We start from the raw sequence: 19,069 nt of genomic DNA, 5'->3' as shown, positions 1-19,069 counted from the left end.
TGGTGTGCTGGGTTTTAGGACAAAGCTATCGGCATATCATTGGAAGGGCAGCAGGCCTTTAGGCGTCTGCCGCGTCTGCTATTTGGGTAAGCCGGCTGCCCCGGCTGCTGCGGTGGTAGACGAACGCTGAGGCAATTGCAATGATCGCAGCAACAGACAGTCCCCAGTAGATGTTGGAGTAGGCTGTAGAGAGCGGCAGGCCTTTTTGCCACTCCAAGGCACTGGCAGCCATAGCTACACTAAATGCCCCGCTGAAGAACTGCAGCAGCTGGAACAGTCCCATGCCTGAGCCGATCTGCGAGGATGGCAGGATGCGCGAGATTTCATTGGATACGCTGCTCGACAGTACGGTGAAGGATAGGCTCATAATCATGTAAACGAGCATAACAGCAACCCAGGACTGACCGGCCAGGAGGGCAAAGAGCACGGTAGCCAGCAGTACCAGCAGCGGTGCATAACGCAGGATTCCGGCGTTGCCGTAGCGGTCAATGACCCGCCCGACGGCACGGGAGACGAAGATCGCCAGCAGTGAGCCCGGGAAAATCACCAGCCCGGCATGACTGGCAGTGAACCCGAAGCGGTGGGTCAAAATCTGCGGCAGCAGGAACAGGGTAGCGAAGCTGCACAGGTAGGAGGCGACTCCGACCAGGGCAAGCACAAGATATGAGCGGTTAGCGAACAGCGCGGGCATCACGAACGGATCAGGTGTGCTGCGGATACGGCCAACGAACAGGGCAATTGCGGCGATTCCGGCGATCAGGGCAATCCATAAGCCGCTGGTCAGGAACAGCAGCAGCCCGGTGGTGCCGATCCCGAGGAACACTCCGCCCAGGATGTCGAACGAGCCGCGGGCAGGCACTTCCTTAGGAAGCAGCACCATAAACAGCGGCACCAGCAGCAGGATTGCTGCCGTAACCGCGAACAGCCAGTGCCAGCCCAGATACTCAACGATCGAGCCGCCCGCTACCGGACCAAGCCCCAGCCCGAGCGAAACGGCGGACATAATGGTTGCCATGGCTTTGCCGCGGCGGGCCTGCGGAACATAGCGGGTGAACAGGACGAGTGACAGCGACATAACGGCTCCTGCACCGGATGCCTGCAGAATCCGTACGATCAGCAGGAAGATAAAGTTAGTGCTGAAGAAGCCGGCCACTGCGGATAGCCCCAGCGTCAGCAGGCCGATAATCAGCAGCCGGCGGATCGGCAGGAAATCAGACAGCCGGCTGTACGTGATGGATGCAATTGAGAACATAATGGAATACCCGGTTACAATCCAGGATGCGGATGCCGCTGTAATGCCGAACGTCTCAGTTACATCCGGCAGCGCCAGATTGAACATCGCTGTATTCATGATGACCAGTACGACGGCGACGCTGAACAGCAGGGTCAGCAGGCCTTCTCGGGGGAGGGAGGGTTCTGGGGTGGCAGGGTTAGAGCCAAAATTAGAGCTAGGATTAGGGCCAGGCTTATAAGTACTGCTGCCTTTGTCCGCAGTACCGTTAGATGTATGTAATGAGTCCAAGGGGGTGTCACTCCTTTGTTTCTATTGTTTAATAGTTCGATTACTTACGAACAATTGAAATATAGCATGCAAAGATGTAAAATGCAATTAGGAAGATGCAAAATAATCATCTCTATTTATGAAGGGGTCTTATATATGAAGCTGCTCCATCATCCGGACCGTAAGGACATACAGCTTGCTTCTGTTTTGTATGCGCTTAGCGATCCGATCCGTTTATATGTTGTGTCGGAAATCCGCAAGCACGGCGAGCAGGCCTGCAACAGCTTTAAGGTACCGATCGCCAAGTCCACCTTGTCCCATCACGCCCGCACCCTGCGCGAATCAGGTGTTGTGCACACACGGGCACAGGGCACCCAGCGCATTTTGTCACTGCGGGAAGAGGACTTGAATGTACGGTTTCCGGGGGTGCTGGATTCGATACTAGAGGCGTATGAGGCCGGTGAGGCAGCAGCGTTTGTGGAGAAGATGGAAGAGTGAAGGGTGAAGAGTAAAGAGTAAGCAGGACAGATTAATGAGTGAAGAGTAGAGAGTAAAAAGTAAGATTAGTAATAGTTGCTGTAATGTAAAGGGATACCGGCTGCCGGGCTTTGTGTCTGGAGTAATATAGGATACAGGACTCTGCGGCAGCAGGGTCTTTTTGTATTTGGATGTTTGGCGGGGGGGGGCGGGATGAGCTGCACAATGTGATTGGAGGATACGGGGCATTGGGGCTTTGGGGCAGAAGGGGAGCTGAGAGTGTGCAGTTGGGGTGACCATCTGCTTAATGAGTGAATGAAAGTAACCTTACAGGCTACCCATGACTAATCTAAGTGGAAAAAGGCAAACTATTTACTAGTCTGACTGTAGTTGAGAAGATATTAGGTGGAAAAACGAAACTTAATTTCTCATATTTTGCTCCGGTCGGTGATTTTGGCTAAAATAAGTGGCGATTGTCCACCTAATGAGTATAAATTTTAGAAAAAGGTGGAATTACATGGCGAAAATCCAACTAAATGCTGCAGACCCCTCACTTAAGCGGCAGCCAGGCACAGATCAGCTGAGCACCGTTTAGCAATTCATACATATAAAGTGTTCGTACTATTAAACAGCTGCGTTGGGATATGGTAAGCTTGGTCATAGAGGAGCCGGTGTAATGTGTCTATGCAACCTTTGCAGCATGAATGCTCCCGGGAAAGAGGCAGACAAACGAAGAGCACAAGAACAGGCACAAGAGTCATCCGGCGGGTCGTTGATGACCGGCGTGATTGCTTTTGCAGTCTTGGCCGTAGTGGTTATTGCTGTATTTATGTACTTATTACCGGACGAACTAAAGCGGAGCAGGCCGTTCAAAGCTGCCCTCTTATATTATAAATTCAAATTAACGAGCAGCAGCCGGCTTTCAGGCGGGCAATATGGAGGATATCATGTTCATTCAAATTATTGGCGTAGGCAAATTGAAGGAAAAATATTTAGTCAGCGGCATCGCAGAGTATGCCAAGCGGCTGACGCCATATCTCAAGTTCCAGGTGATTGAGGTGGCGGATGAAAAGGCACCGGACAATCTCAGCGATGCTGAGGTTGTCCAGGTCAAAACGCGCGAGGGCGAGCGGATCCTCGCGCACATTAAGAGCGATGCGCATGTCATTGCGCTCGCGATTGACGGCAAGCTCTGGAGCTCCGAGGAGCTTGCCGCGGAAATCGACCGGCTCGGCACCTACGGGACGAGCCATGTCGTATTCATCATCGGAGGCAGCCATGGCCTCTCCGATGACGTGATGCGCCGCGCCCAGCAGCGCATGAGCTTCGGCCGCATGACGCTGCCCCATCAGCTCATGCGGCTGGTGCTGGTGGAGCAGATTTATCGCGCGGTGAAGATAAATCGCGGAGAACCGTATCATAAATGAGGCAAGTTTTTTGAAGAAAAACTCGCAGGAGCCTGTATCTACAGCATGCCAACCATGGACTGAGATTGGATCACGTTCCATGTAAAAGGTTGCGTAAACAGGCTTTTGCGAGTTTGTTTGTTGTACGAAACAATAAGATACCAGAACTTCTGTATCTTACCGTAAGAAGCGCTGCTCTGCTGCTGTATTAACCGGAATAAGAAAACAAAAAAATCATATTGACTTTTTGCTGAAACAATAATAACGTACGTTATATAACGTTTGTTATTTTATATACTTATTGTATGGGGAGTTGGAAAAATGCCTCCAAAAGCAGAGGTCACTAAAGAGCAGGTTTCTAATGCGGCGTTTGAGTTGACCAGACAAGAGGGATTCGAGATACTGACAGCCAGAAATATCGCTCTAAAACTGAAATGCTCTACTCAACCGGTATACCGATTGTACAGGAGCATGGAAGAGGTCAAAGAGGATGTTTTCAGACGTGCTGTCGATTACGCTTTAGTAGAGATCAAAAGCTACAACAATAAAAAAAATGAGTCTGCTATGAACTTGGCGGTTGGTTGTTTGCTTTTTGCTCAATCCGAGAAGCAGCTTTTTCGTTTATTGTTTTTGTCCGATTACAGCAGTGAATACACCAGGAACAATAATGACATCATTACGGAGGAGATCTATAATGCGTTCTTACAGCTCGACCCACAGCTATGTACGATGAACATAACCAAGGCTAGGGAACTATTTAAGAAGCTTTCGGCGTATTGGCTAGGAATTGGGGTCATGATCCATATGAATTCGCACGAACTGACCATTGACGAGGCGATAGTCATGCTGGAGGAAATGTATCATGTACTGAAGCGTAGTGCACAAGGCTGGGGTAGTCATTAAGGAGGAACAATCATGATTACATATCTGACGCATTATTACAGACTAGGTGACCCGCCGTTCCGCAGCTTATCCGCATTATGCGATGCAGAAGCGATTGCCGTTATGGAGTCGCTGTATGAGGATAACCCATTAGCTGATAGATTCAAGGAGCCGGCTCAATATATGAATAACAGAAGACAGGTTGAACATTGGGTGAAGAATGAATTTATAGCAAAGGGAGGAGAACCCAAGGAAAACTATCCACTCTATGCAGTACTCGGCTACTCTCATTGGTTGGAAGAACACTTGTCCTTCCTTGAATTAAGCAGCCTGCGTGTTCCGCTTACCATTTTTTCGCACGGAGATATTAGCTTCACGTATCCGGATAGTATGGTCACCTCCTGGCTTGGAATGGACAAGGAATCTGCTCATTATCAATCCCAGTATCACGGTAAAATCTTTACCCTCTCTGACTTGGATAGTCTGGAGCGTATTTACGGTGCTCCGGAAGATAAGGGGAGGACTGCGCTTTGGGAAGGCATGGGCCCCTATATTGAATATATTGAAGCTCAAATCTGGAACCAACAGCCACTGTCTGATTACTTGAAGACAATCTAACCTGAGTTGGGGAACTGCACCGCAAGCTGAAGCTCATCAGTCCGAAAACTTTGACAGACCGCTTGCGTTTATTAGAGGAGAAGGGGATCGTCACTTGTACCCCTTTATCCAAACGTACCGCTGCATGTCAAATATGAACTTACCGAGAGCGGTTAAGAAGCAGAAAAGTGCTGTGATTTAGATTCATCCAGTGCAGGGGATGGACTTGAAACTTGCCGTTACAGACATCGGGGGGAACCTTATCATAAGTAGGGCGAAAAATGAGAGCTTCGGTTGTTTTGAGAGGCGCTCTAACCTTTTTATTTCTATGTTCTGAGACAAGTGCTAGACGGTCATTATATTGTCTTAATGGGAATAGTAATTCTATGTTAGGGATGCGTATGCACGTGAAATCGAAAAGTTACACTCTCTAATTTCCTAGCTACATCAAGGGTTTGTGTAAAGATTTGAGCTGCGAAGGTTGCGTAATTATGTTACTGAGCCACGTTGACCCCAAGCTGGGGTTTAAGGTGGAGTCGGTTTAAGTAAGGATCTTGCCGACATAGAAAAACACCGCTTCGTTTGGTAAAGTAAGATTGTCGAGATCTACTAGAAGTATGATAGAAGTCGAACCGGATAGAAAAGACATAAAAGAAATTGTGTTTTGGTTTTCTGATGTACCTCTTTTACCATCTAGTAATACGCGGTGAACCGTATCATAAGTATGGCGAAATAAATCCGTGGCAGGCGCTGTCCCCAGGTACCGCCATCCCAATCAAACCTAAAGATCAAATTTATTAAGAAAATAGCGGCGTAGGGATCACCTCCCTTACGCCGCTATTATTCTAGTTTAATTCATTGTATTCCAACAAATCGTTAACGACAGCTTGGAGCTGATTGCTGTTAGTTAAAGAAAACGGCGGGTTATATTCATATCTGTGATCATGGGCATACCCAATGGCTTCCAAGACTTGGTCTAAGTTGTTAGCGGTCACTCCCGTTATCCCTGCAACGGCAAATGTTGTTGCGTCAGGCTTAGGGGCATATCCAGGATCCCAAAAGTAATTACTGATCTCTGTCAACGCTAGTCCAGCACGAACTTCATTAACTATCGCTTGAATTTCAGTTACGGTCCATGGAGATTTCGCGTCCGTGCTCAATGCATAATCAATATAGATTAAGTTCGACTGAGTGACACCTGTTACTCCAGCAATGTCAAATATGGATTCGTCAGGCGCATCGACATTTGGCTCTGGCTGGCCATAGTAAGCATTAATCGCTTCCAACGCGGCTTGTGGAGTCATTGGTGTTGGCGTTGGCGTCGGTGTTGGTGTTGGTGTTGGTGTTGGCGTCGGTGTTGGTGTTGGTGTTGGCGTCGGTGTTGGTGTTGGTGTTGGTGTTGGTGTTGGTGTTGGTGTTGGCGTCGGTGTTGGTGTTGGTGTTGGCGTTGGCGTCGGTGTTGGTGTTGGTGTTGGTGTTGGCGTCGGTGTTGGTGTTGGTGTTGGTGTTGGCGTTGGCGTCGGTGTTGGTGTTGGTGTTGGTGTTGGTGTTGGCGTTGGTGTTGGTGTTGGTGTTGGTGTTGGTGTTGGTGTTGGTGTTGGTGTTGGTGTTGGTGTTGGTGTTGGTGTTGGTGTTGGTGTTGGTGTTGGTGTTGGTGTTGGTGTTGGTGTTGGTGTTGGTACTGGTGTTGCTGCTGCTGCTGGTACTGGTGTTGCTGTTGGTACTGGTGTTGGCGTTGCTGTTGGTACTGGTGTTGGCGTTGCTGTTGTTCCTGATGCTTCAGCTTTAGCTTTGTCTATAGCTTCTGTTGCTGCATAGGATCCGACTACAAGATCGGCGCGAGTAGCAAGCTTGGCTCCATTGTCGCCTAGATCAATCCCGCTCACCTTGGCAACATCTAAGTAACCCTGGTACCATGGAGTCGTCGTTTGCACCTCGGAATTTTTACCAAACCCCTTAACTAGCATTGTAGCCAGCTGCCCAGTAGTTACGTTATCCTTTGGTGCAAATGTGGTGTCCGTCATGCCATTAATGATTCCAGCTTTTTTTGCCGCTTCAATAAACGGAATTGCCCAAGCCGAAGAAGCATCCGTATCATCCACATCTTTAAAGGACGAATTGGCTCCTGACTGGACGGGTAAGTCAAAAATTTTAGCTACAAGTTTAGCAGATTCCGCACGCGTCATGTTTCCCGTAATATCAAATTTGTCGGTGCCATTACCTTCCATGTATCCCTTGGCTAGCAATGCATCAATTTTGGCAAGAAGAGCCGCGTCCTGACCTGCTAAATCTGTGAAATCTTTAGAAGTCTTTGTAGGTAACGAAGTATCTTCTGCTGCAGAAACCACACTTGGAATGAGTAAGCAAGCTACTAACGATAGAAGAATCCATTTTGAAACTTTCCTTTTCATAGAACAACGCTCCTTAATTTATTTTTTTTAAGTGTAAATCTGACGTAAGGCTTATATCGGCATTTAATTCAATTTTAAGTAGATTTTTGAGGAAAACAATCTACACCCGGGGTTATTTAGCAGCTGGCGACTTTAAGGGTATTTGGGCATTCTCAACAGGAACCCTCAAAAATCCTTATCGATGCCGAATCTCGATCTCAGAAATTTTGCGGCTTAGAAATTGTCGGACGAGAACGTCCGAGCTTAGTCCAATGGCGTGGCTATAAGCAGCATGGACATCTTCTTGCCGGTTCACTTGCTTGTACAAATGACTCGCAAGCCCAATAGGGCTGATAGTTCACCGCTTATTCAGATGGAACTGCTGAGCATGCACTGATTGAATCGCGGTATAATTTCTAACGCACTAGGACTGTCCATTCAAGCGACTGTTACAACCAGCTTCGCGGATGACAAGGATATTCCGGCATGGGCAGTTACGGCCATGAACAAGCTGGGCATTATCGAAGGCAAAGGTGCGAAACAGTTTGCTCCAGAAAATAAAGCTACAGGCGCAGATGTTGTAATAATATTGTTAAAAATGTTAGTGCAAAAGAAAAAGTAAAGGACACATAGACAAGGTTGCTTTGAATTAAATTCAACGCAACCTTGCTTCGATCTAAATTGAAGTGCATCTAGCGGAGGAACGGATAAGCCATGGCCCTGATTTTTCGCCGATAGACCCGTTAAGCTGAACCGTACCATACGTAGGGGCAAGTTTTTTGAAAAATCGCGCTGCGGACTTTTTGGAATTACAAAATAATGGAGGGTTATAAATGAAGTACTTTTACGGAGTATTATCTTTTTTGGGACTCGTCTTGCCCTATTCGCAATTCATCCCTTGGGTCGTGAGCAACGGCCTCGATTTGACTCTCCTATTTGAAGCCATAACCAGTACGCGTATCGGAGCTTTTGCATGGATGGATGTTTTAGTTACCGCGATCGTGCTTATAGGATTCATTCTATTAGAAGGTACCAGAAAGAGAATGAAATATTTATGGCTGCCGATTGCAGGTACGCTACTGGTAGGTCCTTCACTGGCTCTTCCCTTGTTTTTGTTTCTTCGACAATTACACTTGGAGAAAAACATTTTAAAATAACATCATTCTGTTTTTGTATGAAGGCTTGCCGTTACAGACAGCGCGGAGAACCTTACCATAATAGAGGAATGTTCTATATTAGAAAAAAAAAGTACATACAATACCTCATTGGAAAATAACGGGACCCTTATTTTCAGTGCTGCTCATTCTGGCATCCATGTCTGTCGCTGTCAATTCGGTAGCGCCCGCTGAGCGCTTCGCCAGCTCTCCTTCACTAGTCTCCCGCTGCATTGTATGGACGATACTGGCCTCATTCGTAGTGCTGCCGGTCCTTATTTCAATTGTGGGCAATGTGTAATTGCCCCGTTGATGTGCCGTATCCGATGAGCTACAGCTCAGCCCGAAAGGTTTTACCGAGCGGATGTCCCAGTCCGAAGTAATGCCGGAAGTTATAGATCAGAGGGCTCCATTTCTGCGGATCAATATATTCTCCGTCAACAATCATTTCTTTGTGGGCATGGACCCTTACCGCCTGCACCTCAAGGATGGCGAAGGCTGGGGAATGTTCTGGAATCCGAATATTTTTGACTACTGCCTCAATCTGTAACGGGCATTCCAGTATTCGTGTAGGCTGTACCGTCTCCGACTCCAGAGGTGTTAATTCACTGATCGCATATTTGTCCTTGTGGTAAGAGAAACCATGCTGTTGCTTGTGTTCAGGAACAGGAGACTTCCCTGTGTAGGGGGCCAGCAGTTCGACATTTCTCCAAAGAGAGGGTCCGGGGATATTAACCACACACTCATGAGTCCGTTCTACATTCTCAAGCGCCTTTCCCCCAAGACCAATCCCCATTACTATACAGTCTCCTAGTGCCCATGAGGATGAGATCGGACTAATATTTACCGTCCCGTCTTCATTTAATGTATTCAGCAGAATTACTGGCGTCCCGTAATAGAGGATTTTAGGTTTAATCGTTAGTATATCTGGAATATGTGTATCATTGCCCATGGCTTGTAGCCTCCTATTCGTTTATCCTCTCCAAGTATATAATGTTAATAATTCAGTATTCATCGAAGTATGGATTACAAAGCGGGGGTAAATATGAAAGGTAATTCAAATGTAGCATTGATCGCTTCACTCCTGAGTGAGCCTTCGAGAGCAGCCATACTGACGGTTCTGCTTGACGGGAGGTTCCATGCAGCGAGTGAGTTAGCTTATATAGCAAGAATCAAGCCTCAGACGGCAAGCTTCCACTTATCCAAGCTGGTCGATGCCAATATAGTTACTGTTGAGAAGCAGGGGAGGCACCGATACTATGGGATTCAGAATCAAGAAGTTGCTCAGGTTATGGAATCATTATTATCCATTGCCCCGCCCGTAGAGATCAGGTCGTTAAGACAATCTACAGAAGATAAAGCGCTGCGCTATGCAAGAACCTGCTACGATCATCTCGCCGGGAGTTTAGGTGTGCAGTTAACCGAAGCGCTGCTTGGAGCAGGCATTCTTCATGAAGATCAGGACAATTTTGCTATTACTGAACAGGGTCATCAGTTCTTTGCTGATTTTGACATTGACGTAGACCGTATTAAGCAACAACGGCGGTCCTTCTCTCATAAATGTCTGGATTGGAGTGAGAGACGCCATCATCTGGCCGGAGCCTTAGGGAATGCGTTGCTGGAGCGGCTGTTAGAGCTGGATTGGCTGCGGCGTCTCCCTGAGACCCGGGCAATCCAGATCACTGCCAAGGGAATTACAGGCATTGCAGAAATTTTCTCACTTGAGCTCGATACCTAATTAGTACAGACACAAGTAACCCGCATACCCCTGAGTGGGTTCGTGGGTTGTTTGTGATAGGGAGAGCCGTACCACAAGTAGCGGCGAAAAAATTGTAAATTGGTTGGATATGAAAAAAAATACAACCTTTGAAATCAAAGTCTAGCAACTGCAAGCCACATAAAGGAGAATGCCCATCGCAGGTGTTCTCTTTTTCATTACACATGATATTCTATTGCTTCTCTTGCTACTTGCTGTGCATAGGCTTTGCCTGAGCCGATTGATTTGGTAATACGCCGCGCGTCACATCCTCCATGCGCTGGGTCACAGCATCATGCTGCTCCATCGGGATAAACTCAAGGATAGCTATGGTGATGGCCTGTTCGCGCGCTGCCTCATGCACCTTGATCACTTCCATCAGTCCAAGCGTCTTAAAGCTCTTCTGGATAATCTCCTCCAGCAGTTCCATGTTACGGAGAACGTATCACAAGTACTACAATTTTTTATCATTTATGGGTCATAAGGAGAATAAAAATGACTGAATTATTGGCTCCAGCAGGAAGTATGGAAGCTTTAAAAGCTGCAATTTCTAATGGTTGTGATGCAATATACTTAGGAATGCAAAAATTTGGTGCACGCGCATACTCCACTAATTTTGATTTAGAATTGTTAAGAGAGGCTGTTACCTATGCGCATCTGAGGGACGTTAAAATCTATGTTGCCATGAATACCATCGTTTTCGAAAACGAAGTTGAAGAGATGAAGGAGCAGATACGCGAATTAAATGAAATCGGTGTTGATGGCATTATCGTCCAGGACCTGACAGCTTTCGATTATATCGTTAAAAACTTTGTTGATATGGAAGCTCATTGTTCAACTCAAATGGGAATCGACGATGTAGACGGAACTTTATTATTTAAAGAACTAGGTGCTAAAAGAGTTGTTCTGTCCCGTGAGGTTGAGATTGAAAAAGTAAAAGAGATCAAAAGAAAAGCTGAAATACCTTTAGAAATTTTTGTTCACGGTGCTTTATGTGTGTCTTATTCCGGAAATTGTCTAATGTCAGGACTACTCGGCAATCGATGCGCAAATCGCGGAAGATGTGTGGGTTCATGCCGTAAGGCGTATGAGCTAATCGATAAGACAACAGATACATCTTTAGGGAATAGCTATATTCTATCTACTAAGGACTTAAACACCATCGATTACATACATGATTTAAAAGAAATCGATTCTTTAAAAATAGAAGGCAGAATGAAGGCGCCTACGTATGTTGCTAATGTTGTATCCAAATATCGCAGGGCTTTAGATCATAAAATAACCGGAGAAGATAAAGAAAATCTGAAAAAAACATTCAATAGAACATTTACTAAAGGCTATTTGTTTCACGAAGACAGGAGAAATATTACAAACATCTCAAGACCTAATAACTTTGGTTATGAAATTGGAACAATCAGCAAGATTGAAAAAGACAGGTATGAAATAACCCTTACACGTACTTTGAATCAAAACGATACAATCCGAATAAGCCATAACAATGAAGATGTTAATTTAACGGTTGCCAAGCTGTACGATAAAGCTGGCGAATTGATCAACAAAGCAGATGATGTATGCTATATCAAAGTAACAGAAAAGATGTCTACGGGAGATGTAGTATATAAAACGAAGGATTATTACTACCACAAAGAATTAGAAGCATCACTGGAAAAAGAGTTTAAGCGGTTTAACCTGGATATTAGAGTATATGCAAGTCCGGGTTCAAAGCTTTTCATAAATGCGGAAGGCTTAGGCTTTAATTATTCATATGAAAGCGAGGAAATACTGGGCGAAGCCATTAATAATCCAACATCAAAAGACCAGGTAATCAAGCAATTCTCAAGATTAAATGATACGATATTCGAACTTAATCATGTCAATTATGAGGAATGCAATGCATTTATTCCAGCTAAACTGTTAAATACAGCAAGAAGAGAGATTGTACAAGGCTTATATGACTTAAAGCTTAACAGCCAAGAGAAAAGAACCAAGGCTGTGGAAGCAAAAGAAAAAATAAGCTTTGCCCCTGTCAAACCATACCTTACGGCCTCTGTAACAACTAAGGAGCAGTATGATGCTTGCGTGAGCTGTGGAATTAAGGAAATCTATTTTGAAAATGTGGTTAGAAGAAATCAGAATGATTATAAGGACAAAGAAGGGCAGCTGCTAATCGGAGGATATGGCGGCATTTATCACTACAGAGAGAGCAATCCGTTTGTCACGGACTATTCTCTAAATGTTATTAATGCTACCAGTTGCTATGAATTATATAAATTAGGCGCAAAACGCGTCACTTTATCTTATGAATTGAATATGAGCCAGATTGAAGACTTAATGAATGCCTATTATGAAGAAAATGACGGCTATCCTGCGCTGGAAATGATTATATATGGCAAGGCTCCTTTGATGTTTACAAAATATTGTCCGATGAAAAAAATGAATCAATGCAGAATTTGCAAAACGAAGAGCTATGAGTTAAAAGATGGGCACGGAACATTCCCTATCATTTCCCATGATGATTGCACAACGACTATTCTTAACGGGAAGACGCTTAATCTTTTAGATGAGCTGCCAAACATCAGAGGAATCGAGGCGCTCAGATTAAACTTCACAGTTGAATCTAAAGAGCAGGTTGAGAAAGTGATTAATATGGCCTCAGGCAAATTAAATGGCTCAATGAATAATGCTGTCTTTAATCAGGAAACAGACACAAGAGGACATTTTAATAAAGAGATTGTATAGGTAGTGAAAAATTGAAGACCCCTCACGAAAGGGGTCTTTGTGTGTTGCAAGATCATGGTATATGCTTTATGGTGGAGAAATTGTAATTTTCTAATCCAATTCAGTCCAATCCAATCATAAGGATGATTTTCAGATGAAAATATTATTAGTTGAAGATGATAAGACGATCGCGTCGGGACTGGAATATTCGCTGCAGCAAGAGGGGTATTGGACCGTTCTCTGCCATGATGCCGCTTCAGCCCGAAAGGTGCTCGCCGAAGACATCGATCAGTTCACTTTATGCCTGTTCGATTTACAGCTTCCAGACGGAACTGGCTATGAATTATGCAAGCTGGTGAAGGAACGGCGGGATATTCCGGTCATTTTCTTAACGGTGATTGATGATGAGGTCAATGTCGTGATGGGACTCGATATGGGAGCGGATGATTACATTACCAAACCTTTTCGGGTTCGCGAGCTTCTCTCCCGGATCAAGTCCGTCTTGCGGAGATACCAGAAGCTGTCCCACACCGGAGCGGTCATCGACATTGACAATGTGCGCATCCATACGCTGGAAGGCAAAGTATATAAAAATGGTACCGAAATTTCGCTAACAGCCTTGGAATACCGCTTATTGCTAATCTTTGGGAACCACGTTGGACAGGTCCTCACCAGAAATCAGCTCTTGGAGCAAATCTGGGACGTGGCCGGCGACTTCGTGAATGACAATACGCTAACGGTCTATATCAAAAGGCTAAGGGAAAAGCTGGAGGATAATCCAGAGCAGCCGGCTCTGATCAAAACGGTACGCGGTTTAGGCTATAAGGTTGGTGATTAGATGATGCTGCGTAATCGGGAAAATCAAATATTATTACTCGTCATGGGCTCGATCAGCTTATCGGCGTTCGTTATTGCTGCTTTCATTTCGACAATCGCCGCAGCCCTCGTTATTATTGTATCCATGCTGCTTACCGGCACAGCTTTATTATTCACGAAACGGAGATATTACGAGCTAGAGAAGCTGTCCGTTTATTTGCGGGAGATTAGCAGCGGCCAGGACTCCCTTGACCCTCGCGATAATCAGGAAGGCGAGCTTAGCATCTTAAAGAATGATATTTACAAGGTGACACGCATGCTCTCCGAGCACCGGTCGCTATTGCAGCGGGACAAACTTCAACTAACCGATGCCATCTCCGATATTTCACATCAGCTCAAAACACCGATCACCTCTATGACAGTCATGGCAGATCTGTTAAGCGACCCTGGCCTGCCTCCACTCAAAAGAACGGAGTTCACCCATCATATTCGTATTCAGCTTGAACGGATCGATTGGCTTGTTTCATCCTTATTAAAGCTAGCGAAAATGGAAGCGGGAACGATCCCGTTCAAAAAAGATCGAATACACATGAAAACCCTTATTAATAAGGCACTGGATCCGGTTATGATTCCGATGGATATTAAGGGACAGACCGTTTCCATTACGGGGGATGACAACGTCTCTTTTGCCGGCGATTTCCATTGGACTGCTGAAGCAGTTATCAATATTTTGAAAAATGGAGTGGAGCATACACCTGAGGGCGGTGCGATTACCATCACATTTTCCGACAACGTGCTATTTACGGAAATCGTTATTGCTGACAACGGAGAGGGCATTCCGAAAGAGGATCTGCCTTATATTTTTAAACGCTTTTATAAAGGAAAGAATGCTAATGAAGGAAGCATCGGTATAGGGCTTGCGATGGCTCACAGCATCATTGCAAGCCAGAAAGGCGTGATTGATGTAACGAGCGACAGCAGGACGGGTACACAGTTTCGGATCAAATTTTATAAGCATGTGATTTAACAGCACTCCGTAAGTGACTGAATTGTCACCTCCAACGTCACTGTAAAGTCATTTTGGACAGATAAAATGATATTTATCAGATGAACGATGGAGGTACAACCATGCAAATGAAACAGCAGCGCAAGATTACTTTTATGATCACGATAGGCTACACCCTGATTATTCTTTATTTTATGTTTTTTGCTTTCGGCAGAGCGGATAAGGTAGATCTAACCAGTCAATACACCTTTATTTTTTTGCCGGACAATTTTTTTAGGGTGCCGGGTCTATCCGACCTTCTACATCCGACACTGATGGACTTGGTGGGTATTGGAAATATTGCAGCCTTCATACCTTTTGGTATACTGTTTGCGCTGCTATACCGCACCAGCTTTGTTCGCTTCATGACAGGGTTTATCCTGTCCATTTTTGTGGTGGAGACCATTCAGGCACTAACATTCCTCGGCAGCTTTGACACGAACGACGTCATAAAGAACTCATTGGGCGCTGCTATTGGATTCGGGGCGTACCAGATTGGCTTCCGTACAAAAAACTACTGGAGAAATATCACTGCTACAGGAATTGCCGGTGCTGTCTTAATGCTCGGCGTGTGGGGGGTCTTAGGAGTAGTTGATCAAGTGTTCACCAAAGAGTTGGCCCCTTTTGTAGCGATCAACGAACGGGAAGATAGTACCGGAAATCAATTAACGGGAACCAAACAGGACCGTCTTAAGATTGGCGGTCAAGACGTGACACCTAAGTATAATGTGTATGGCATCGAAGGTAAAAAGAAGGAAACATATACGTATTCGCTAGGCAATAAGGGAGAGCTGTATCTTAGCTTGAATTATGGAATTCCTGATCATAAGGATTTTCAGGGCAGCCTTAAGGTTACCGTTGACGGGCATGAGCTCCTGTCTGTATCTGCAGAAGATCAGCTCCATGAGCCGGATAATAGGATCCTTTATCTCACCCGGGCTAATGAGCTTAAGATAACTATTGAGGGGAATGAAACCCTTTGGGATGTTGGATATAGAGAGATGGTATATACCTGGAATTGAGCCTCTAGGGAAGGGGGGATGACAATGGAGATTTTAACAATTGAAAATTTGTCCAAAATATACGGCACAGGCGAATCGGCGGTGAAGGCGCTTGATGATGTTTCCTTTTCGGTCCAAAAAGGTGAATTCGTCGCAATTATCGGACCTTCCGGATCGGGAAAATCGACACTCCTCCATATGCTGGGCGGTGTGGATCGACCGACTGGCGGGAAAGTGTATGTTCAGGATACGGATATGTATACCTTGGACGAAACGCAGCTGGCCATCTTCAGACGCAGGCAAATCGGGCTGATCTACCAGTTTTTCAATCTGATTCCCGTCCTGACGGTGGAAGAGAATATTACGCTGCCGCTCTTGCTGGATCAACAAAAGGTAGATCAAAAGCAATTGGCTGATCTTGTGAATACGTTGAATTTGCAGCATCGATTAAACCATCTGCCGAATCAGCTATCCGGCGGACAGCAGCAGCGTGTCTCGATTGGCAGGGCGATCATCGGGAATCCTGCGATCCTGCTGGCCGACGAACCCACCGGGAATCTGGACAGCAGGAATAGCAGCGAGATCGTCGATTTATTGAAAATGCTGAATAAGACCTATCATCAGACACTGATCGTAATCACGCATGACGAACGGATCGCCCTGCAAGCCGACAGAATCATTTCGATTGAAGATGGGAGGATTGCCAAGGACGAGGTGATAAGGCGATGAATATTGTCAATACATTAACCATCCGGCATCTGAAGCAGAACAAGAGACGAACACTTGTGACTATTTTTGGCGTAATTATTTCGGTATCCATGATGACCGCTGTCATTACGCTCATTTTTTCCTTTGCGGATTTAATGATCAGACAAACCATCGCAGATACAGGGGAGTGGCATATTAAGTATCAAGATATAACCAAAGAACAGCTTGCGGCGATACAGGGCGATGATGCAACCAAAACGGTTGCAATCACAAGAGACCTTGGGTATGCCCCATTAGAAGGGGGACAAAATTCCAATAAGCCGTACTTGTTCATTAAGGAATATGATGTGCAAGGGTTCACACAATTTCAGATTGAAATAAGCAAGGGACGTCTTCCGCACACGGACAAGGAGGTTGTGATCTCCGAGTCTGTTGCAACAAATGGCAAAGTGAAGTACGAAATCGGTGACCGTCTAACGCTTCGCGTCGGCGACCGATTCGAACAAGGGGGCGATCATCCCCTGGATCAGACGGAACCGCTGCGCAGGAAAGACGGCACATTGACCGAGACATTACAGCATAGCATAATTAGGGATTATACGGTGGTAGGCTTCATTAAACGTCCGGTGTGGGAAACGGCTTGGGCCCCGGGTTATGCGATCATTAGCTATGCCGATGATCATATCATCGGGGGGGACGATCGGGTCGATGCGTCGGTGGTCTTGCAGCAGGTCAATCCGTTCTTGTTCGCACATGCGGAGAAGCTGGCTGAGAAAAACCAAATTGACACTGTCCAATATAATAACGATTTGCTTCATTATTATGGCTTGTCCAGCAGCGGAGCCTCATCCAGCACGATGTTCTCATTATCGGCAATCATTATGGGGGCCATTATAATTGGCTCGGTTGGGCTCATCTATAACGCTTTTGCGATATCCGTCTCGGAACGTTCCCGCCATTTAGGGATGCTCGCGAGCGTAGGGGCGACGAAAAGGCAGAAGCGAAATTCCGTATTTTTTGAAGGTATCGTCATTGGTTTGATCAGCATTCCCATTGGCATCTTATGCGGTCTTGCCGGAATCGGAATCACCTTTTCATTCATGAACACAATGATTGAAGGGGCATTATGGACCAGTGAAAAGCTGAGGCTTATCGTCACGCCGTTATTGCTCTTGATTACTTGTCTTGTTTCGATGCTGACGATTTTCGTATCGGCGTATCTCCCGGCGGTTAAAGCATCCAGGGTATCTCCCATGGACGCGATTCGCCAAACCACTGACGTAAAGCTTACGGCCAAAGCAGTGAAGACGTCGAAGATCATTCGTAAGCTCTTCGGAATCGAAGCAGAGATCGGGCTGAAAAACTTAAAAAGGAACAAACGAAGACATCATGTTATTCTTTTTTCGCTTGTCATCAGCATCGTTTTGTTTTTGACGATATCGTTTTTCACGACTGGCCTGACACAATCTCTGGCATTGTCGCTGGAAGGCATCAATTACGATATTGAAGTGTCGTCCAGTAATGGATCAACAATAGATGACCGGTTGATGCAATCGCTCGTATCTCTGGATGGCGTCACGGAATACAACGTGATTCATGAGCTAATCGGGAACGCTTGGGTCGATGCAGCAAGCATCGCCGACGAGTTGCAAGAGAAGGTTAAGCAGGATAAGAGCATGCTGCAAGACGGGAAATACCCTTACGATATTAAACTCTATGCACTGAATGATTCGAGCCTGCAAGCCTATGCCAGAGCGGCTCACGCAGATTACGAACAGCTTACGGATCTGGATCATCCCGCTGCAATCGTGATGGATACGATTCATTACAAAGATATAGATACGGGGAAATATATTCAGACGAAGTCCATATATGCGAGTATCGGTCAACATATCGAGCTAACGAGTTTTTATAAAAAGAGCGGGGAAGAAACGAAGGCAAATAAAGTGATATTTGCCGCATTGACGGATAAGGCACCGATGGGGATGAGCCCGGTAGGCGTAGGCGGGTTAAATATGATCGTGTCGGAACGCGTCATGAACCGGCTGGCAGACGGTGAGGAGCTGCCTAACGCTTCGATGTACCTCTATTTAAAAAGCACGGAACCGGTGAAAACGCAGCAGGAAATTGAAGCGATGAATGAGACCAATTTGAATGTCTACAATGTATATCAATCCAGAATAAGCGAAGAACAACAGATTCTGCTGATGAACGTCTTTTCTTACGGTTTTATCGTATTAATCTCTGCGATTTCCGTTGCGAACATCTTTAATACGATCTCAACAGGGCTGGCTCTTCGCAAACGGGAATTCGCGATGCTGAAATCCGTAGGCGCGACGCCAAAGGGGTTTGCAAAAATGCTGAACTATGAGAGTGTTTTTTATGGGGTCAAGTCGCTCTTGTATGGGCTTCCTGTCAGTTTCGCCGTGATGGTTCTGATCTATAAAGCATTTTCGAACAAATTCAGCTATGGGTTCACCCTGCCCTGGATGAGCATTCTGTCTGTCATTGTGTGTGTATTTGTCATTGTCAGCTCTGCGGTGGTTTATTCCGGAGCTAAAGTAAAAAAGGGGAATATTATTGACGCATTAAAGCAAGAGAATATATGATTCACTTAC

General features: G+C 45.7%; 18 protein-coding genes. 14 read left to right on the top strand and 4 right to left on the bottom strand.

Translation table 11 applies throughout. The features are described 5' to 3' along the window. Window positions 1-58: 58 nt before the first annotated feature. Complete coding sequence (locus tag R70331_RS29950) at window positions 59-1,522, bottom strand: MFS transporter (protein ID WP_081947809.1); 1,464 nt, start codon at window positions 1,520-1,522, stop codon at window positions 59-61. A gap of 135 nt (window positions 1,523-1,657) precedes the next feature. Between R70331_RS29950 and R70331_RS29945 the strand changes: the two genes are divergently transcribed. The 5 genes from R70331_RS29945 to R70331_RS32255 all read left to right on the top strand — a co-directional run bounded on the left by R70331_RS29945 (window position 1,658) and on the right by R70331_RS32255 (window position 5,021). Further along, entirely contained in the window at window positions 1,658-1,999 is a 342-nt protein-coding gene (locus R70331_RS29945; protein WP_042181853.1) for an ArsR/SmtB family transcription factor, read from the top strand. Window positions 2,000-2,925: 926 nt separating this feature from the next. Then, window positions 2,926-3,405, top strand: coding sequence for a 23S rRNA (pseudouridine(1915)-N(3))-methyltransferase RlmH (rlmH, locus tag R70331_RS29940; protein WP_042183497.1), 480 nt, complete (start codon window positions 2,926-2,928; stop codon window positions 3,403-3,405). Between the two features lie 300 nt (window positions 3,406-3,705). Next, window positions 3,706-4,287: a TetR/AcrR family transcriptional regulator gene (locus tag R70331_RS29935; RefSeq protein ID WP_042181851.1), complete on the top strand. Its 582-nt coding sequence runs from the start codon at window positions 3,706-3,708 to the stop codon at window positions 4,285-4,287. 12 nt (window positions 4,288-4,299) lie between these two features. Continuing rightward, window positions 4,300-4,884 (top strand): hypothetical protein, encoded by a 585-nt coding sequence (locus tag R70331_RS29930; protein ID WP_042181849.1) that lies wholly within the window; start codon window positions 4,300-4,302, stop codon window positions 4,882-4,884. Between the two features lie 50 nt (window positions 4,885-4,934). Then, window positions 4,935-5,021 (top strand): hypothetical protein, encoded by an 87-nt coding sequence (locus R70331_RS32255; RefSeq protein WP_231576536.1) that lies wholly within the window; start codon window positions 4,935-4,937, stop codon window positions 5,019-5,021. Window positions 5,022-5,708: 687 nt separating this feature from the next. Here the strand turns inward: R70331_RS32255 and R70331_RS31365 are convergent. Further along, window positions 5,709-7,274, bottom strand: coding sequence for an S-layer homology domain-containing protein (locus R70331_RS31365; protein ID WP_081947808.1), 1,566 nt, complete (start codon window positions 7,272-7,274; stop codon window positions 5,709-5,711). Window positions 7,275-7,650: 376 nt separating this feature from the next. On the opposite strand from R70331_RS31365, the gene R70331_RS29910 reads away from it, so the two are divergent. Together R70331_RS29910 and R70331_RS29905 are read left to right on the top strand one after the other, a co-directional pair. Next, entirely contained in the window at window positions 7,651-7,875 is a 225-nt protein-coding gene (locus R70331_RS29910) for an S-layer homology domain-containing protein (protein WP_042181845.1), read from the top strand. 211 nt (window positions 7,876-8,086) lie between these two features. Continuing rightward, window positions 8,087-8,410, top strand: coding sequence for a DUF2834 domain-containing protein (locus R70331_RS29905; RefSeq protein ID WP_042181843.1), 324 nt, complete (start codon window positions 8,087-8,089; stop codon window positions 8,408-8,410). Window positions 8,411-8,738: 328 nt separating this feature from the next. On the opposite strand, the gene R70331_RS29895 is transcribed toward R70331_RS29905, so the two are convergent. Continuing rightward, a complete protein-coding gene (locus R70331_RS29895; protein WP_042181839.1) occupies window positions 8,739-9,359 on the bottom strand; it encodes a flavin reductase family protein in 621 nt (206 codons plus the stop codon). 93 nt (window positions 9,360-9,452) lie between these two features. On the opposite strand from R70331_RS29895, the gene R70331_RS29890 reads away from it, so the two are divergent. Further along, entirely contained in the window at window positions 9,453-10,145 is a 693-nt protein-coding gene (locus R70331_RS29890; RefSeq protein ID WP_042181836.1) for an ArsR/SmtB family transcription factor, read from the top strand. Between the two features lie 226 nt (window positions 10,146-10,371). Here the strand turns inward: R70331_RS29890 and R70331_RS29885 are convergent, their stop codons facing one another. Next, entirely contained in the window at window positions 10,372-10,593 is a 222-nt protein-coding gene (locus tag R70331_RS29885) for a hypothetical protein (RefSeq protein ID WP_042181834.1), read from the bottom strand. A gap of 65 nt (window positions 10,594-10,658) precedes the next feature. Between R70331_RS29885 and R70331_RS29880 the strand changes: the two genes are divergently transcribed. The 6 genes from R70331_RS29880 to R70331_RS29855 all read left to right on the top strand — a co-directional run bounded on the left by R70331_RS29880 (window position 10,659) and on the right by R70331_RS29855 (window position 19,060). Next, complete coding sequence (locus R70331_RS29880) at window positions 10,659-12,902, top strand: U32 family peptidase (protein ID WP_042181833.1); 2,244 nt, start codon at window positions 10,659-10,661, stop codon at window positions 12,900-12,902. 133 nt (window positions 12,903-13,035) lie between these two features. After that, on the top strand, window positions 13,036-13,719 hold the full coding sequence (locus tag R70331_RS29875; RefSeq protein ID WP_042181831.1) for a response regulator transcription factor: 684 nt from the start codon (window positions 13,036-13,038) through the stop codon (window positions 13,717-13,719). Window positions 13,720-13,722: 3 nt separating this feature from the next. Further along, complete coding sequence (locus R70331_RS29870) at window positions 13,723-14,724, top strand: sensor histidine kinase (protein WP_042183490.1); 1,002 nt, start codon at window positions 13,723-13,725, stop codon at window positions 14,722-14,724. Window positions 14,725-14,825: 101 nt separating this feature from the next. Continuing rightward, window positions 14,826-15,764, top strand: a complete 939-nt coding sequence (locus R70331_RS29865) for a VanZ family protein (protein WP_042181827.1) — start codon at window positions 14,826-14,828, stop codon at window positions 15,762-15,764. 24 nt (window positions 15,765-15,788) lie between these two features. Continuing rightward, window positions 15,789-16,472 carry an ABC transporter ATP-binding protein gene (locus tag R70331_RS29860; protein ID WP_042181825.1) on the top strand — a complete coding sequence of 228 codons (684 nt, stop codon included), beginning with the start codon at window positions 15,789-15,791 and terminating at the stop codon, window positions 16,470-16,472. Beyond that, the gene (locus tag R70331_RS29855; RefSeq protein WP_042181823.1) at window positions 16,469-19,060 is read left to right on the top strand and encodes an ABC transporter permease; all 2,592 of its coding nucleotides are present in this window, start codon (window positions 16,469-16,471) and stop codon (window positions 19,058-19,060) included. Before R70331_RS29860 ends, R70331_RS29855 begins: the two co-directional genes overlap by 4 nt. Window positions 19,061-19,069 lie beyond the last annotated feature (9 nt).

Origin of the sequence: Paenibacillus sp. FSL R7-0331, from assembly GCF_000758645.1 — a bacterium.
GTDB classification, from domain to species: domain Bacteria; phylum Bacillota; class Bacilli; order Paenibacillales; family Paenibacillaceae; genus Paenibacillus_AQ; species Paenibacillus_AQ camerounensis.
Note: the sequence above shows the minus strand (reverse complement) of the source record. Positions and strands in the feature narration are given on the sequence as shown.

What these genes read in the sequence shown, in the direction of transcription:
- rlmH (WP_042183497.1), top strand. Translation starts at nt 2,926, where the DNA reads ATGTTCATTCAAATTATTGGCGTAGGCAAATTGAAGGAAAAATATTTA.
- R70331_RS29855 (WP_042181823.1), top strand. Translation starts at nt 16,469, where the DNA reads ATGAATATTGTCAATACATTAACCATCCGGCATCTGAAGCAGAACAAG.
- R70331_RS29890 (WP_042181836.1), top strand. Translation starts at nt 9,453, where the DNA reads ATGAAAGGTAATTCAAATGTAGCATTGATCGCTTCACTCCTGAGTGAG.
- R70331_RS29875 (WP_042181831.1), top strand. Translation starts at nt 13,036, where the DNA reads ATGAAAATATTATTAGTTGAAGATGATAAGACGATCGCGTCGGGACTG.
- R70331_RS29930 (WP_042181849.1), top strand. Translation starts at nt 4,300, where the DNA reads ATGATTACATATCTGACGCATTATTACAGACTAGGTGACCCGCCGTTC.
- R70331_RS29945 (WP_042181853.1), top strand. Translation starts at nt 1,658, where the DNA reads ATGAAGCTGCTCCATCATCCGGACCGTAAGGACATACAGCTTGCTTCT.
- R70331_RS31365 (WP_081947808.1), bottom strand. Translation starts at nt 7,274, where the DNA reads ATGAAAAGGAAAGTTTCAAAATGGATTCTTCTATCGTTAGTAGCTTGC.
- R70331_RS29880 (WP_042181833.1), top strand. Translation starts at nt 10,659, where the DNA reads ATGACTGAATTATTGGCTCCAGCAGGAAGTATGGAAGCTTTAAAAGCT.
- R70331_RS29935 (WP_042181851.1), top strand. Translation starts at nt 3,706, where the DNA reads ATGCCTCCAAAAGCAGAGGTCACTAAAGAGCAGGTTTCTAATGCGGCG.
- R70331_RS29865 (WP_042181827.1), top strand. Translation starts at nt 14,826, where the DNA reads ATGCAAATGAAACAGCAGCGCAAGATTACTTTTATGATCACGATAGGC.
- R70331_RS29870 (WP_042183490.1), top strand. Translation starts at nt 13,723, where the DNA reads ATGCTGCGTAATCGGGAAAATCAAATATTATTACTCGTCATGGGCTCG.
- R70331_RS29885 (WP_042181834.1), bottom strand. Translation starts at nt 10,593, where the DNA reads ATGGAACTGCTGGAGGAGATTATCCAGAAGAGCTTTAAGACGCTTGGA.
- R70331_RS29905 (WP_042181843.1), top strand. Translation starts at nt 8,087, where the DNA reads ATGAAGTACTTTTACGGAGTATTATCTTTTTTGGGACTCGTCTTGCCC.
- R70331_RS29895 (WP_042181839.1), bottom strand. Translation starts at nt 9,359, where the DNA reads ATGGGCAATGATACACATATTCCAGATATACTAACGATTAAACCTAAA.
- R70331_RS29860 (WP_042181825.1), top strand. Translation starts at nt 15,789, where the DNA reads ATGGAGATTTTAACAATTGAAAATTTGTCCAAAATATACGGCACAGGC.